Annotated in this window: 12 protein-coding genes; 8 read left to right on the top strand and 4 right to left on the bottom strand. The window is 74.0% G+C overall.

The window, feature by feature from the left end:
• The first annotated feature begins 34 nt into the window (after window positions 1-34).
• From ACFO0B_RS15445 to ACFO0B_RS15430, 4 genes are all read left to right on the top strand, one after another.
• A complete protein-coding gene (locus tag ACFO0B_RS15445) occupies window positions 35-565 on the top strand; it encodes an ester cyclase (protein WP_378613128.1) in 531 nt (176 codons plus the stop codon).
• 10 nt (window positions 566-575) lie between these two features.
• Window positions 576-1,373, top strand: coding sequence for an HAD-IIA family hydrolase (locus ACFO0B_RS15440; protein WP_378613127.1), 798 nt, complete (start codon window positions 576-578; stop codon window positions 1,371-1,373).
• Between the two features lie 87 nt (window positions 1,374-1,460).
• Window positions 1,461-3,530, top strand: coding sequence for a phosphate acetyltransferase (gene pta / locus ACFO0B_RS15435; RefSeq protein ID WP_378613126.1), 2,070 nt, complete (start codon window positions 1,461-1,463; stop codon window positions 3,528-3,530).
• Window positions 3,531-3,541: 11 nt separating this feature from the next.
• Entirely contained in the window at window positions 3,542-4,729 is a 1,188-nt protein-coding gene (locus ACFO0B_RS15430; RefSeq protein WP_378613124.1) for an acetate kinase, read from the top strand.
• Between the two features lie 101 nt (window positions 4,730-4,830).
• Here ACFO0B_RS15430 and ACFO0B_RS15425 read toward each other — a convergent pair whose 3' ends face one another.
• From ACFO0B_RS15425 to ACFO0B_RS15415, 3 genes are read right to left on the bottom strand one after another with little or no spacing between them, the layout of a single operon-like run.
• A complete protein-coding gene (locus ACFO0B_RS15425) occupies window positions 4,831-7,326 on the bottom strand; it encodes a serine/threonine-protein kinase (RefSeq protein WP_378613123.1) in 2,496 nt (831 codons plus the stop codon).
• A 5-nt stretch (window positions 7,327-7,331) separates the two neighbouring features.
• Window positions 7,332-8,297, bottom strand: coding sequence for a glutamate ABC transporter substrate-binding protein (locus tag ACFO0B_RS15420; protein WP_378613122.1), 966 nt, complete (start codon window positions 8,295-8,297; stop codon window positions 7,332-7,334).
• Complete coding sequence (locus tag ACFO0B_RS15415) at window positions 8,294-9,568, bottom strand: hypothetical protein (RefSeq protein WP_378613121.1); 1,275 nt, start codon at window positions 9,566-9,568, stop codon at window positions 8,294-8,296. The genes ACFO0B_RS15420 and ACFO0B_RS15415 overlap by 4 nt, the downstream gene beginning before the upstream one ends.
• A 124-nt stretch (window positions 9,569-9,692) precedes the next feature.
• Here ACFO0B_RS15415 and ACFO0B_RS15410 point away from each other — a divergent pair, with 124 nt between their 5' ends.
• Window positions 9,693-10,379: an NUDIX hydrolase gene (locus ACFO0B_RS15410; protein ID WP_378613120.1), complete on the top strand. Its 687-nt coding sequence runs from the start codon at window positions 9,693-9,695 to the stop codon at window positions 10,377-10,379.
• 9 nt (window positions 10,380-10,388) lie between these two features.
• Here ACFO0B_RS15410 and thiE read toward each other — a convergent pair whose 3' ends face one another.
• Window positions 10,389-11,105: a thiamine phosphate synthase gene (gene thiE / locus ACFO0B_RS15405; RefSeq protein WP_378613118.1), complete on the bottom strand. Its 717-nt coding sequence runs from the start codon at window positions 11,103-11,105 to the stop codon at window positions 10,389-10,391.
• 112 nt (window positions 11,106-11,217) lie between these two features.
• On the opposite strand from thiE, the gene thiO reads away from it, so the two are divergent.
• The 3 genes from thiO to thiG are packed head-to-tail and all read left to right on the top strand — an operon-like array spanning window position 11,218 to window position 13,437.
• Window positions 11,218-12,432 (top strand): glycine oxidase ThiO, encoded by a 1,215-nt coding sequence (gene thiO / locus ACFO0B_RS15400; protein WP_378613117.1) that lies wholly within the window; start codon window positions 11,218-11,220, stop codon window positions 12,430-12,432.
• A complete protein-coding gene (gene thiS, locus ACFO0B_RS15395) occupies window positions 12,429-12,644 on the top strand; it encodes a sulfur carrier protein ThiS (protein ID WP_378613115.1) in 216 nt (71 codons plus the stop codon). The genes thiO and thiS overlap by 4 nt, the downstream gene beginning before the upstream one ends.
• Entirely contained in the window at window positions 12,637-13,437 is an 801-nt protein-coding gene (thiG, locus tag ACFO0B_RS15390; protein WP_378613114.1) for a thiazole synthase, read from the top strand. The genes thiS and thiG overlap by 8 nt, the downstream gene beginning before the upstream one ends.
• The last annotated feature ends 16 nt before the right edge of the window (window positions 13,438-13,453 follow it).

Here is a 13,453-nt window from a genome sequence, read left to right as displayed (position 1 = left end):
CTCTGCAACCCCTTCGATCGAGCGAGGAACCCGCATGACCACTTCCACCGACCCCCGCGCGCTCGCCCTGCGCAGCCTCGAGTTCATGGCGACCGGCGCGGAAGCCGACTTCCACGCCGTCGTGCACCCCGAGGCCACCAACCGCGAGGCCGTCGACGAGCCGCCCGCCTGCCGCGTGCCCGGCCCGGCCGGGTTCCACGCCACCGCGCTCTGGCTCCGCGCCGCCTACTCCGACCTGCGCTGGGAGGTGCACGAGGTGGTGGCCGACGGCGACCTCGTCGTCGTGCGCACCACCATGTCCGGGCGGCACACCGGCCCGTTCGTCACCTACGACGCCGAGGGCGGGGTGGAGCAGGCATTCCCGCCCACCGGGCGGAGCTTCGCCACCACGCAGACGCACTGGTTCCGGGTGGCCGACGGGCTGTTGATCGAGCACTGGGCCAACCGCGACGACCTCGGCACCGCGAAACAGCTCGCCTGGGTGCCGCCGACACCGGCCTATCTGTTCCGGATGGCGCGCGCCACCAGGGCGGCGCGCCGCGCGGAGCGGAGGAACGCGCGATAATTGCTCCGTGATGGCCAACGACGAACCGATCCTGTCCTACCTGACCGACATGGACGGTGTCCTGGTGCACGAGGACCACCTCATCCCCGGGGCGGACACCTTCCTGCGCGAACTGCGGGAGAACGAGATCCCGTTCCTCGTGCTCACCAACAACTCGATCCGCACGCCGCGCGACCTGCAGGCGCGGCTGCGGCACTCGGGGCTGGACATCCCGCAGGAGGCGATCTGGACCTCGGCGCTGGCCACCGCGACCTTCCTGGACGACCAGCGGCCGAACGGCACCGCCTACGTGGTCGGCGAGTCCGGGCTGACGACGGCGCTGCACGAGATCGGCTACGTGCTCACCGACAGCGACCCGGACTACGTGGTGCTCGGCGAGACCCGCACCTACTCCTTCGAGGCGATCACCACCGCGATTCGCCTGGTCGAGCGGGGTGCGCGCTTCATCGCGACGAACCCGGACGCCACCGGACCCTCGCGCGACGGCGTGCTCCCCGCGACCGGGTCGGTGGCCGCGCTGATCACCAGGGCCACCGGCCGCGACCCCTACTACGTCGGCAAGCCGAACCCGCTCATGATGCGCTCGGCGCTGCGCAGGCTCGGCGCGCACTCGCAGTCAACCGTGATGATCGGCGACCGGATGGACACCGACGTCATCTCCGGGCTGGAGGCAGGCATGCGCACCATCCTGGTGACCTCCGGGATCTCCACCGTGGCGTCGGTGGGGGCGTACCCCTACCGGCCGACGGCGGTGATCGATTCGGTGGCCGATCTGGTGGGCCGCACCCGCACCCCCTTCGACGAATAGCACCGTTCGCGGTGCGGTTGCCGACAGTTCATGCCGGGGCCGCTCGCGCCGGGCGATCCGCCCGGTTCCTTCACTAAGCTCGTCGCCATGGCCGATCACGCTCCGTCCATCGTCTACATCGCCTCCCCGGAGGGCGACACCGGGAAATCGACGGTGGCGCTCGGGGTGCTGCAGATGCTGTGCGCCACCGCGGCCAGGGTCGGCGTCTTCCGGCCGATCACCCGCTCCACCACCGAGCCGGACTACATCCTGGAGCTGCTGCTCGAGCACAGCACCGCGGACATCGACTACGCGCAGGCGGTGGGCGTCACCTACGACCAGGTGCACGCCGACCCGGACTCCGCGATCAGCGAGATCGTCATGCGGTTCCACGAGGTGGCCGCGGTCTGCGACGCGGTGGTGGTGGTCGGCAGCGACTACACCGACGTCGCCAGCCCGAGCGAGCTGCGCTTCAACGCCAGGATCGCGGTGAATCTCGGGGCGCCGGTGCTGCTCGTTGTGCGCGGCGCGGGCCGCACCCCGGACGAGGTGCGGCAGCTGGTCGAGCTGTGTACCAGCGAGCTGCACGCCGAGCACGCGCAGTCGGTCGCGATCGTGGCGAACCGCTGCGACCCGGAGGCGCTCGGCGAGATCGGCGCCGAGCTGGCCGGGTTCGAGGTCCCGTGCTGGACGCTGCCCGAGGTGCCGCTGCTGATCGCGCCGACCATGGCCGAGCTCTGCACGGCGGTCGACGGCGAGCTCTGGAGCGGCGATGCGGAGCTGCTGCACCGGGAGGCGCTCTCGGTGATGGTCGGCGGCATGACCGCCGAGCACATCCTGGAGCGGCTCACCGAGGGCGTGGTGGTGATCGCCCCCGGCGACCGCTCGGACGTGCTGCTCGGCGTGGTGGCCGCGCACGAGGCCGACGGCTTCCCCTCACTGGCCGGGATCATCATGAACGGCGGGATGCTGCCGCACCCGGCGATCTCCCGGCTGATCACCGGGCTGCGCCCGCGGCTGCCCATCCTGACCACGAAGCTCGGCACCTACGACGCGGCGGGCGCCGCGCACGGCACGAGGGGCCGGATGTCGTCGGGCAACTCGCGCAAGGTCGACAACGCGCTCGCCCTGATGGAGGAGCACGTCGACGCCGCCGAGCTGCTGGCCCGGATCGACCTGCCGCGCACCGAGATCGTGACGCCGCAGATGTTCGAGTACCAGCTCATCGAGCGGGCGAGGGCGAACCGCAAGCGGATCGTGCTGCCCGAGGGGAGCGACGACCGCATCCTGCGCGCGGCCGGGCGGGTGCTGCAGCGCCGGATCGCGGACCTGGTGATCCTCGGCGACGAGCAGAAGATCCGGGCCCGCGCCGCCGAGCTCGGCGTCGACATCGCCGCCGCCGAGGTGCTCGATCCGCTCGGCTCCGAGCACGTGGAGCGCTTCGCCGAGATCTACACCGACCTGCGCAAGCACAAGGGGATGACGCTGGAGCGGGCCCGCGAAATCGTCACCGACATCTCCTATTTCGGCACCATGATGGTGTACGAGGGGATCGCCGACGGGATGGTGTCCGGCGCCGCGCACACCACCGCGCACACCATCCGGCCCTCGCTGGAGATCGTGAAGACGGTGCCCGGCGTCGCGACGGTCTCCAGCGTCTTCCTCATGTGCCTCGCCGATCGGGTGCTCGCCTACGGCGACTGCGCGGTGGTGCCGGACCCGACCTCCGAGCAGCTCGCCGACATCGCCGTCTCCTCCGCCGCCACCGCGCAGCGCTTCGGCATCGAGCCGCGGGTGGCCATGCTCTCCTACTCCACCGGCGAATCCGGCAGCGGCGCCGACGTGGACAAGGTGCGGGTCGGCACCGACCTGGTGCGGCAGCGCGCGCCGGAGCTCCCGGTCGAGGGGCCGATCCAGTACGACGCGGCGATCGAGCCGACGGTGGCCGATGCCAAGCTGCCGGATTCCCAGGTGGCGGGAAAGGCGACGGTTTTCGTGTTCCCCGATCTGAATACGGGCAACAACACCTACAAGGCGGTGCAGCGCAGTGCCGGCGCGGTCGCCATCGGCCCGGTGCTGCAGGGGCTGAACAAGCCGGTGAACGATCTGTCGCGGGGTGCGCTGGTCGCCGACATCGTGAACACGGTGGCGATCACCGCCATCCAGGCGCAGGGATAGGTGGGAGAGCGATGTCGACGGTCCTGGTCCTCAACTCGGGGTCATCCTCGCTGAAATACCAGCTGCTGCACCCGGACTCCGGGGAGGTGCTCGCCTCCGGGCTGATCGAGCGGATCGGCGAGGGCGACGGCAGGGTCGAGCACCGCGCCGGGGATCGGGAGGTGCGGCGCGAGCTCGCGATTCCCGATCACGAGGCCGGGCTGAAGGTGGCCTTCGACCTCTTCGCCGAGACCGGGTACGAGCTGGCGCAGGCCGGGCTCACCGCGGTCGGGCACCGGGTGGTGCACGGCGGCGAGGTGTTCTACCGGCCGACGCTGGTGGACGACGAGGTGCTTGCCACGATCTCCGATCTGGCCGAGCTCGCGCCGCTGCACAATCCGGCCAACCGCACCGGGATCGAGAGCGCGCGCAGGCTGCTGCCCGACGTGCCGCAGGTCGCCGTCTTCGACACCGCCTTCTTCCACGGGCTTCCGCCCGCCGCGCGGACGTACGCGCTGGACACCGCCACCGCCGAGCGGTACGGAATCCGGCGGTACGGATTCCACGGGACGTCGCACGAGTACGTCTCCGGGCAGGTGGCGCTGCTGCTCGGGCGGGAACCGGCGGAGCTGAACCAGATCGTCTTCCACCTGGGGAACGGGGCGTCGGCCTCGGCCATCCGGGGGGGAAGGGCGGTGGACACCAGCATGGGGCTGACGCCGCTGGAGGGGCTGGTCATGGGCACCCGTGGAGGTGATATCGACCCGGGGGTCCTCACCCACCTGCTGCGTAACGGGGTCGCGGTGGACGAGGTGGATCGGCTGCTGAACCGGGAGTCCGGGTTGAAGGGGCTCGCCGGGGTGAACGACTTCCGGGAGCTGCGGAAGCTCGTCGAGGCCGACGATGCCGGGGCGCGGCTGGCCTACGAGGTGTACGTGCACCGGTTGCGGCGGTATCTCGGGGCGTACCTGGTCGAGCTCGGGGCGGTGCAGGCGATCACGTTCACCGCCGGGGTCGGGGAGAACGATTCCGGGGTGCGGGCCGATGCGCTGGCCGGGTTGGAGCGGTACGGGATCGCGGTCGATCCGGAGCGCAATATCGCGTCCGGGCGCGGGGCGCGGGCGATCTCGCCGGAGGGAGCCGAGGTGACGGTGCTCGTGGTGCCGACCAACGAGGAGCTGGCCATCGCGCGCGCGGCCGTCGCGGTGGTCGACGGGTAGCACCGGCGGTCGCGGTGCCGGCCGGGTAATACCGGCGTGCTGGGTTTGCCCGGCTCACGGATGGTGGCGCGCTCGGCCGTGTCGGTGCCGCCGGCGCGGAATCAGAACCAGGTCCTGGCGCGGACGGTGTTCGCGAGGTCGACCAGGGCGTAGCGGTGGGCGCGGGTGGGGGCGGCGCGGGCCAGCGCGCGTAGGCCGGTCTCGGTGGCGTCGCGGAGGGTGCGTTCGGTGAAGGGGGCGCCGAAGAGGGTGCGGCGCTCCGGCTCGTTTCCGGCCTGTAGCCAGGTGAGGGCGGCGCCGAGGACGAGTACCCGGAGCTGGGTGGCGCGGGGTTCGCCCTCCGGGAGCGCCTGCACCCTGGCCGCGGCGCGCTGCAGGGTGTCCTCGTCGAGGTCGGCGGGCGGGTGCGCGGTGAGCAGCAGGACCACCGCGGTGGTGCGCGCGGTGGCGTAGTGCCGCGAGGTGGGCGGGACCTCGTCGAGGGCGCGCACCGCCTCCGCGGTCCGGCCGCGGGCCGACCACTGCCTTGCCAGGCCGAAGGCGGCGCTGACCACGGCGCGGTCCGTGCGCCAGACGGTTTCGTAGTAGCGGCGGGCGATCGTGGCGGAATCGTCGGGCTGCTCCGCGTCGGGCGCCGCGGGAACGTCGCGCTGCGCCGGCTCGCCGATGTGGGCCGCAGCCGGCTGTCCGGCGGGCGGAACCGGCTCGTCGGCCGCCACCGCGGGGCCGGTCTTCGCGGGGGCATCGCGCGCCAGGAGCTCGGCGGTGGCGGCGAGGGCGAGTTTGGGGGCGATCTCGCCGGGGAGCAGGCCGAGTACGCGGTCGAAATCGCGGTAGGCGGCGGTGTGCTCGCGGTCGATGAGCTGGGCGACGCCGTGGTACCACGGGATGCGCCAGTCGTCCTCGCCGTCGAGGTGGGCGAGGAGCTCGCGCGCCCGCGCGGCCTCGCCGCGGTCCAGCCGGACCTTGACCTCGGCGAGCGTGAGTTCCAGGTCGAGCGTCTCCGGGGCGTTCGCCGGATCGGTGGCGGCGCGGTCGCGGGCGTCGTGCAGCGCGCGGACGGTCTGCTCCGGGTCCGGGTGCACGGTGGCGGCGAGCAGCGGGGCGGAGGGGTCGGCGGGGTCGAGCAGGGGGACCGGGAGGGCGGCCGCGATCTCGGCGGCGTCGAGCGTCTCGTTCCTGGCGATGCCGTCCAGGTAGGCGTCGGTGCGGCGGACGATGCCCTCGGTGCCGAAGGCCGCGCGCGGCGGGCTGAACACGGTGGAGAGCTGGGGATGCTCGGCGCCGGTGTCCAGCGCGAGGATCTCCCGCAGCACGCCGGTGAGCTGGGCCGCCATCGTCCGCGCGGAGGGGAAGCGGTGCTCCGGCTCCGGTTCGGTGGCGCAGAGCAGCAGGCGGTGGAAGGACGGGTAGCGGCGCAGCACCTCGTGCTCGGCGGGGTCCGGGATGCCATCCGGGTACCGGCCGCCGTCGGTGGGCAGCCGGAGGGTGAGCACGGCCAGCGTGCGGCCGACGGTGTAGACGTCGGAGGCGACGGTCGGACCGGTGTTCGCGATCTCCGGCGCCTGGAAGCCCTTCGTGCCGTACAGGTTCCCGTACGCCTCGATGGGGGCGACGGCACCGAGGTCGATCAGCTTGACCTGGTCCTCGGTGATCATGATGTTGTCCGGCTTGAGGTCGTTGTAGGTGAGGCCGATGGAGTGCAGGTGCTCCAGCGCGGGCATGATCTCCAGGACGTAGGCGATCGCCTCGGCGACCGGCATGCGGTCCGGGCGCGGGCGGTCGTCGAGCACGTCGCGCAGCGAGCGGCCGCCGACGTACTCCATGACGATGTAGCCGATGCCATCGCCGTCGGCCGCGGTGTGCTCGACGAAGTTGTGGATCTTGACGATGCTCGGGTGCGCCACCTCGGCCAGGAAGCGGCGCTCGGCCATGGCGACGGCCTGTGCCTCGGCGTCGCCCGCGTGCAGCAGGCCCTTGAGCACGACCCAGCGGTCGTCGACGTTGCGGTCGACCGCGAGGTAGATCCAGCCGAGGCCGCCGTGTGCGAGGCAGCCCTGGATCTCGTACTGGCCGCCGACCATGTCGCCGCGGTGCAGGGCGGGGCGGAAGTCGTAGTGGGCTCCGCACTTCGGGCAGGTGCCCGCGGTGCTGCCCGGCGTGCCGTGCTCGGCGCGGCCGACCGGGGCGCCGCAGCGCCAGCAGAAGCGTTTGGCCTCGGCGACGACGGGGTCGTCGAGCACCGCCGCGAGCGGGTCGGCCGGGAGCACCGGCGGGATGGTGACCAGCCCCGCGCCGAGTTTGCGCACGGTCGGCCGGGTGCGGGTGGTCCTGGTGCTGCGCCCGGAGTTGGTGCGGCCGGTCGGGGCGAGCGCCCCGGTCGCCTCGCCGTCGGCCGGGGCGGGCGCCCCCGTCGCCGGGCCGTCGGCGCGCTGCGTGCCGGGCTCGTGCTCGTCGTCGGCAGCGGGGACCCGCCTGGTCGCCGGCGCGGAACCCGCATCCGCCGCACCCGCGAACGGCACACGCTGCGTCGCGGGGGACGCGGCGTCCGGCGGAAGGGCGGCGGCTTCGGGCGGCGGGACAGCGGCTTCGGGCATGGCGCTCAGTCCCGGTAGGTCGGAGCGGGCGGGGCGGGGGAGGGGCCGAGGACGGCGAGCCAGCGGCGGTGGATCGCGGTCCAGGTGCCGTCGGCGCGAATCCGCTCCAGGGTGGCGTTGACCGCGCGCACCAGGTCGTCGTCGCCCTTGGGGATGCCGATCCCGTACGGCTCGTCGGCGATACCGGGCCCGACCACGCGGGTGTACGGGTCCTGCGCGGCCAGCCCGGCCAGGATGGTGTCGTCGGTGCTGGCCGCGTCCACCTGCCGCTGCTGCAGCACGACCAGGCAGTCGGCCCAGGTGGGGACGGTGAGCACGGTGGCGGCCGGCTGCTGCAGCCGGATCCGGTCCAGCGAGGTGGTGCCGCGCACCACGCAGACCCGGCGTCCGGCGAGGTCGCCGATCCCGTTGATCCCGGAGTTCTCCAGCGCGAGCACCCGCTGCTGCGCCCGCAGGTACACGCTGGAGAAGGTGACGCTGCGGCGCCGCTCGCAGGTGACGGTCATGGTCTTGGCGACCATGTCGACGGTGCGGTCCACCAGCGCGCGCTCGCGATCGGCCGAGCCGAGGCTGCGGAATTCGACCGCGTTCGGGTCGCCGAGCAGGTCCCGCGCGACCTCCCGCGCGATATCGGCGTCGAAGCCGACGATGCTGCCGGAGACCGGGTCACGGAAGCTCAGCAGGTTGCTGCCCGCGTCCAGCCCGACGATCAGCCGCCCGCGCTCGCGGATGGCGTCCACCGCTGGGCCGGTGAGCGCGCCGGTCGGGCGCAGGCTCGCGGTCGGGTCGCCGCAGTCCTCGGTGGCAGCGGTCGGCAGCGGGGCGCCCGGCGTGATCGGCACCGCCTGGGCGGGCAGCGGCGGGGCGGTGTACTCGGCGGTGCGGGTGATCACCCCCGGCGCGGTCGGCTCCGCGCAGCCCGCGACGGCGGTCAGCGCGAGGAGCAGCAGCAGCGGAATCGTCGCTCTCATCGGTACTCCCGCAGCCGCGGCCACAATCCGAGGACGACGCAGACCGCCACCACGATGCCGATGAGGTACGCGCCCGGCGCGAGCAGGTTCAGCACCCGCAGCGCCGTGGCGACCTCGTCGCGCAGCCGGTCCCTGGTCTCGGTGACGGCGTGCTCCAGCGCGGTGTCCAGCGCCTCCACCTGCGCCGCCGAATCCGCCGTGCCGTTCCCGGTCGCCACGACGGCGGCGCCGGCCCAGTCGCCGCGGTTCAGCGTGTCGTTCATCCGCTGGTGCGCGGCCCGCCAGCGCTCCAGCGCGGCGCGGGCGGAGGCGATGTCGTCCGCGGCGGGGGCGCCGGGCGGGTAGCCGTCGAGCAGTTCGCCGAGCCGGGTCACCCCGGCCGCGTAGGTGCGGTCGTAGTCGCCGGTGGCGTCCCGGCGGACCAGCTTGACCGTCTCGGCGGCGCGCGCCTGCTGCACCAGGATCCGGCTCTCGGTGAGCCGGGAGCCGGGCACCGCGCCCTCGTCGCGGCCGTGCACCATGGCGACCGCGGAGATGGAGCCGGCGAGCACGGTCCAGGCGAAGAGCGCGAGCAGCAGCACGCTGGCCGCGAGCAGCCCGGGGTTCAGCGTGCGGTGCCAGCGGTGCGCGAGCTCGCGCTGCGCCCAGAGCAGCGCCAGCAGCGCGACGGTGAGCAGCAGGATCGCCTTCCACGGCGGGCGCACGTGGTCGCGCTGGGCCTGCACGACCGCGGCGGAGCGGTGCTCGTGCAGGTCGCCCGCCATCGGCAGCAGCACGGTCTGCATCTGGTTGGATGCCTCGCTGAGGTACGCGGCGCCGACCGGGTAGCCGCTGCGGTTCGCGGTGCGCGCGGTCTCCACCAGCCCGGTGTAGACCGGGAGCCCGGTGGCGATTCCGGTGCGCAGCGTGGTGTCCGGGCCGTCGACCGGCTCGCCGCTGTGCCCGGAGCGGGCGACCAGCTCGGCGGCGGCCTCGCCGACCGCCTGGCTGTACCGGTCGCGCACCGGCTGCGGCTCGATGCCGCCGGCGATGAAGGCGGTTCCGGCGGCGGCGTCGGCCACCGAGAGCGCGGTGTAGAGGCTGTGCGCGGAGTACGCGTCGGGCTCGGAGTCGGCGAGCAGCGTGCGCAGCGCGTCCTGCCTGCCGCCGACCTCGTCCGAGGTCGTGAGCCCCGCGGTGAGGCAGATCAGCACCAGCAGCATGCCCATCGCGAGCAGCTTGCCTGGCGAGGAGGCCGCGAAGATCCGCACGTCGGTATCGACCGGCGTCATCTCCACCTCCAGTTTCGGGTGAGCACCTGCCCGCCTCCGGAGTTTATTGTGGTCGTACGGAAGTCGCGGTGTGTGAAACGCCCCCGGCGGGAGCACCGCGGCCGGACGAGAGCGGGTTGTGCGGATGCGTGGTGACGGGGACGGTTGGTCGCTCGGCCCGGACGGCTCGAAGCACTGGGGCCGCTTCGGGGCGGCCGGGCTGCTGCTGCGGGCGCCGCTGGCGGGCGGAGGTTCGGCGGTGCTGCTGCAGCACCGGGCGCTCTGGAGCCATCAGGGCGGCACCTGGGCGCTGCCCGGCGGCGCCAGGGACAGCCACGAGACGAATGTGCACGCGGCGGTGCGCGAGGCGTGGGAGGAGGCGGGTATCCGCCCCGATGACGTCCGGGTCCGCGCCGAGCGGGTGACATCGGAGGCCGCCAGCGGCTGGACCTACACCACCGTCGTCGCGGACGCGCCGTCGCCGCTGGTCACGGTCGGCAACCGGGAGAGCACCGAGCTGGCCTGGGTGCCCGAGGACGAGGTCGCCGGCCACCCGCTGCACCCCGGCTTCGCGCTGGCCTGGCCCGGGCTGCGGGCCGCCCCCGCGCGGATCGACCCGGCCGGGCTCGCCGCGGACGACCGGCTGGCGAAGGCGCTGCCGCGCACCGTCGCCCTGGCCGATCGCGGCTTCGTCTGGCTGCACGCCGAGCCGGCAGGCCCCGGCGGGTTCGCCCGGATCGTCGACCGGGAGACCGAAACGGACGAGGCCGCCGCCGCGGTGCCGCCGGACGCCGCCGTTCTCTCGTTCACCCGCTGCCAGGTGCTCTCCTGACCGCACGGCTCAGGCGTCCGCCAGCAGCGCGGACTTGAGCGCCCGCGCGGCCGTCTCCGGGTCGTCGGCCTCGGTGATCGCGCGCACCACCACCACCCGCGAGGCCCCCGCGGCGAGTACCTCCGGCAGCCGCTCCGCGTCGATCCCGCCGATGCCGAACCAGGGCCGCACCGGCGCGGCCGCCGCGGTCGCGCGCACCAGCTCCAGCCCGGCGGCCTGTCGGCCCGGCTTGGTCGGGGTGGCCCACAGCGGGCCGGTGCAGAAGTAGTCGATGTGCTCGTCCAGCGCGGCCAGCCGCGCCTGGTCGCGGTCGTGGGTGGAGCGGCCGAGCACCACGTCCGGGCCGAGGATCTTGCGGGCGTACCAGGGCGGCAGGTCGTCCTGGCCCAGGTGCAGCACGTCGGCGCCCGCGGCCAGCGCGATGTCGGCGCGGTCGTTCACCGCGAGCAGCGCGCCGTGCCTGCGCGCGGCGGCCTTGAGCTGGGCCAGCGCACCGAGCTCCTGCTTGGCCTCCAGCGGGCCGAACTGCGCCTCGCCCGGCGAGCCCTTGTCCCGCAGCTGGATGATGTCGACCCCGCCCGCCAGCGCGGCCTCGGCGAAGCTCGCCAGGTCGCCGCGCTCGCGGCGGGCGTCGGTGCAGAGGTAGAGGCGGGCGGTGCCGAGCCGGTCCCGGGGCGGAACGGGCCGGGCGGGGGTGATCGGCGGAACCGGGTGGCCGGGTTGCATGGAGAGGACGGTAGTCACCCCGATCCCGCCCGTCGACCCGGTACCGGGCACCCGACAGCGGGGGGCGCTCCCCGCGCTACCGTGGATAAGGACAAGGAGGCAGGTGGAGCGGATGCGGACTCTGGCCGTCGTCGGTGGCGGCGCCATCGGGCTCGCCGTGGCATGGCGGGCCGCCGAGGCCGGGTGGTCCGTCACCCTCTCCGACCCGGAGATCGCCGCGGGGGCATCCTGGGTGGCGGGCGGCATGCTCGCCCCGCTCTCCGAGGGCTGGCCCGGCGAGGAGCGGGTGCTCGGCTTCGGCGCCGCCGCGCTCGCGCGCTGGCCCGGCTTCGCCGAGCGGCTCACCGCGCGCACCGGCATCCCGCTCTTCGTCGCCGACCAGACGCTGACCGTCGCGCTGGATCAGGCCGACGCCGCCGACCTGCGCACGATCGCCGACTTCGTCGCCGGGTACGGCCACGAACTCCGGCTGCTCGACCGCGCGGGCGTTCGCGAGCGGGAGCCGGGGCTGGCCCGCACGGTGCGCGCCGGGCTGCTCGCCGACGAGCCGGCCATCGACAACCGGGCGCTGATCACCGCGCTGCGCGCCGCCGCCGAGATGGCCGGGGTCCGGGTCGACGCCGACCGGGTGGACGATCTCGCCGCGCTCGACGCCGACCGGGTGGTGCTCGCCGCGGGCGCCGCCTCCGCCCGGCTCCGGCCGGAGCTGCCGGTGCGGCCGGTGAAGGGCGAGATCCTGCGGCTGCGGCACCGGCCGGGCGCCGCGCCCGCGCCCGGCCGGGTGATCCGGGCCAGGGTGCACGGGCGCGCGCTCTACCTGGTGCCGCGCGGCGACGGGATCGTGGTCGGCGCCACCCAGTACGAGGCAGGCTTCGACACCGCGGTCACCGTCGGCGGGGTGCGCGATCTGATCGCCGACGCCGAGGCGGTGTTCCCGGCCATCGCCGAGTACGAATTCGCCGAGGCGAGCGCCGGTTCCCGCCCGGGCAGCCCGGACAACCTGCCGCTCATCGGCGCGCTGGACGACCGGGTGATCGCGGCCACCGGCCACGGCCGCAACGGCATGCTCGCCGTTCCGCTCACCGCGGACGCCGTACTCGCCCTGCTCGACGGGGATTCGCTTTTGGAAACCGAGGTAGCCGACCCGGGGCGTTTCCTGGCCCGGACCACCGCGGGCAGCACGTCGGCCGCCGCCGACCGGTCGCCACGCACCAGGGAGCCGGTCGGCGCAACCGCCGACGGGACACCCCACACCCGCGGGCCGGTGCACGCGGCTGCTGATCGGCCCGGCGACGGGTTCCGCACAGACACAGGAGGAATCGGATGACGACATCCATCCCGATCGGGGTGACCGTGAACGGCGCCGATCACGAGTTCGCCGCGCCGCTCTCGGTGCGCGAGCTGCTCGACCGGCTGGAGCTGCCGACGAAGGGGATAGCGCTCGCCGTCGACGGCGCGGTGTTCCCCAAGTCACGGTGGGACGAGCCGGTCGGCCGCGGCTGGGCCATCGAGGTTCTGACGGCGGTCCAGGGTGGCTGAACTCGCCACACCCGAGGCCACCGCGGTCCAGGCCGCCGAGTTCGAGCCGCTGCGCATCGCGGGCAGGGAGTTCGGCTCCCGGCTGGTGATGGGTACCGGCGGCGCCGAGAACCTCACCGTGCTGGAGGAGGCGCTGCTCGCCTCGGGCACCGAGCTCACCACGGTCGCCATGCGCCGGATCGACGCCGCCGGCGGCACCGGCGTGCTCGACCTGCTCAAGCGGCTCGGCATCGCCCCGCTGCCGAACACCGCCGGCTGCCGCACCGCCGCCGAGGCGGTGCTCACCGCGCAGCTCGCCGCAGAGGCACTGGAGACCGACTGGGTGAAGCTGGAGGTGGTCGCCGACGAGCGCACCCTGCTCCCGGACCCGGTCGAGCTGCTCAGCGCCGCCGAGCAGCTGGTCGACGCGGGCTTCACCGTGCTGCCCTACACCAACGACGACCCGATCCTGGCACGCAGGCTCGAGGAGGCGGGCTGCGCCGCGGTGATGCCGCTCGGCTCGCCGATCGGCACCGGCCTCGGCATCGGCAATCCGCACAACATCGAGATGATCGTGGCCGGAGCCGAGGTCCCGGTGATCCTGGACGCGGGCATCGGCACCGCGAGCGACGCCGCGCTCGCCATGGAGCTCGGCTGCTCCGCCGTCCTGCTCGCCACCGCCGTCACCAGGGCCCGCAAACCGGCGCTGATGGCCGCCGCGATGGCCGACGCGGTGCGCGCCGGGCACGCCGCCCGGCTGGCCGGGCGCATCCCCAAGCGGTTCTGGGCGCAGGCCTCCTCCCCCGAGCTGTAGTCCGGGGCGGGTCCTC

Origin of the sequence: Nocardia jiangsuensis (assembly GCF_042650385.1) — a bacterium.
Taxonomy (GTDB): domain Bacteria; phylum Actinomycetota; class Actinomycetes; order Mycobacteriales; family Mycobacteriaceae; genus Nocardia; species Nocardia jiangsuensis.
The sequence above is the reverse complement of the archived record's forward strand: the minus strand, read 5'-3'. Positions and strand labels throughout refer to the sequence as shown.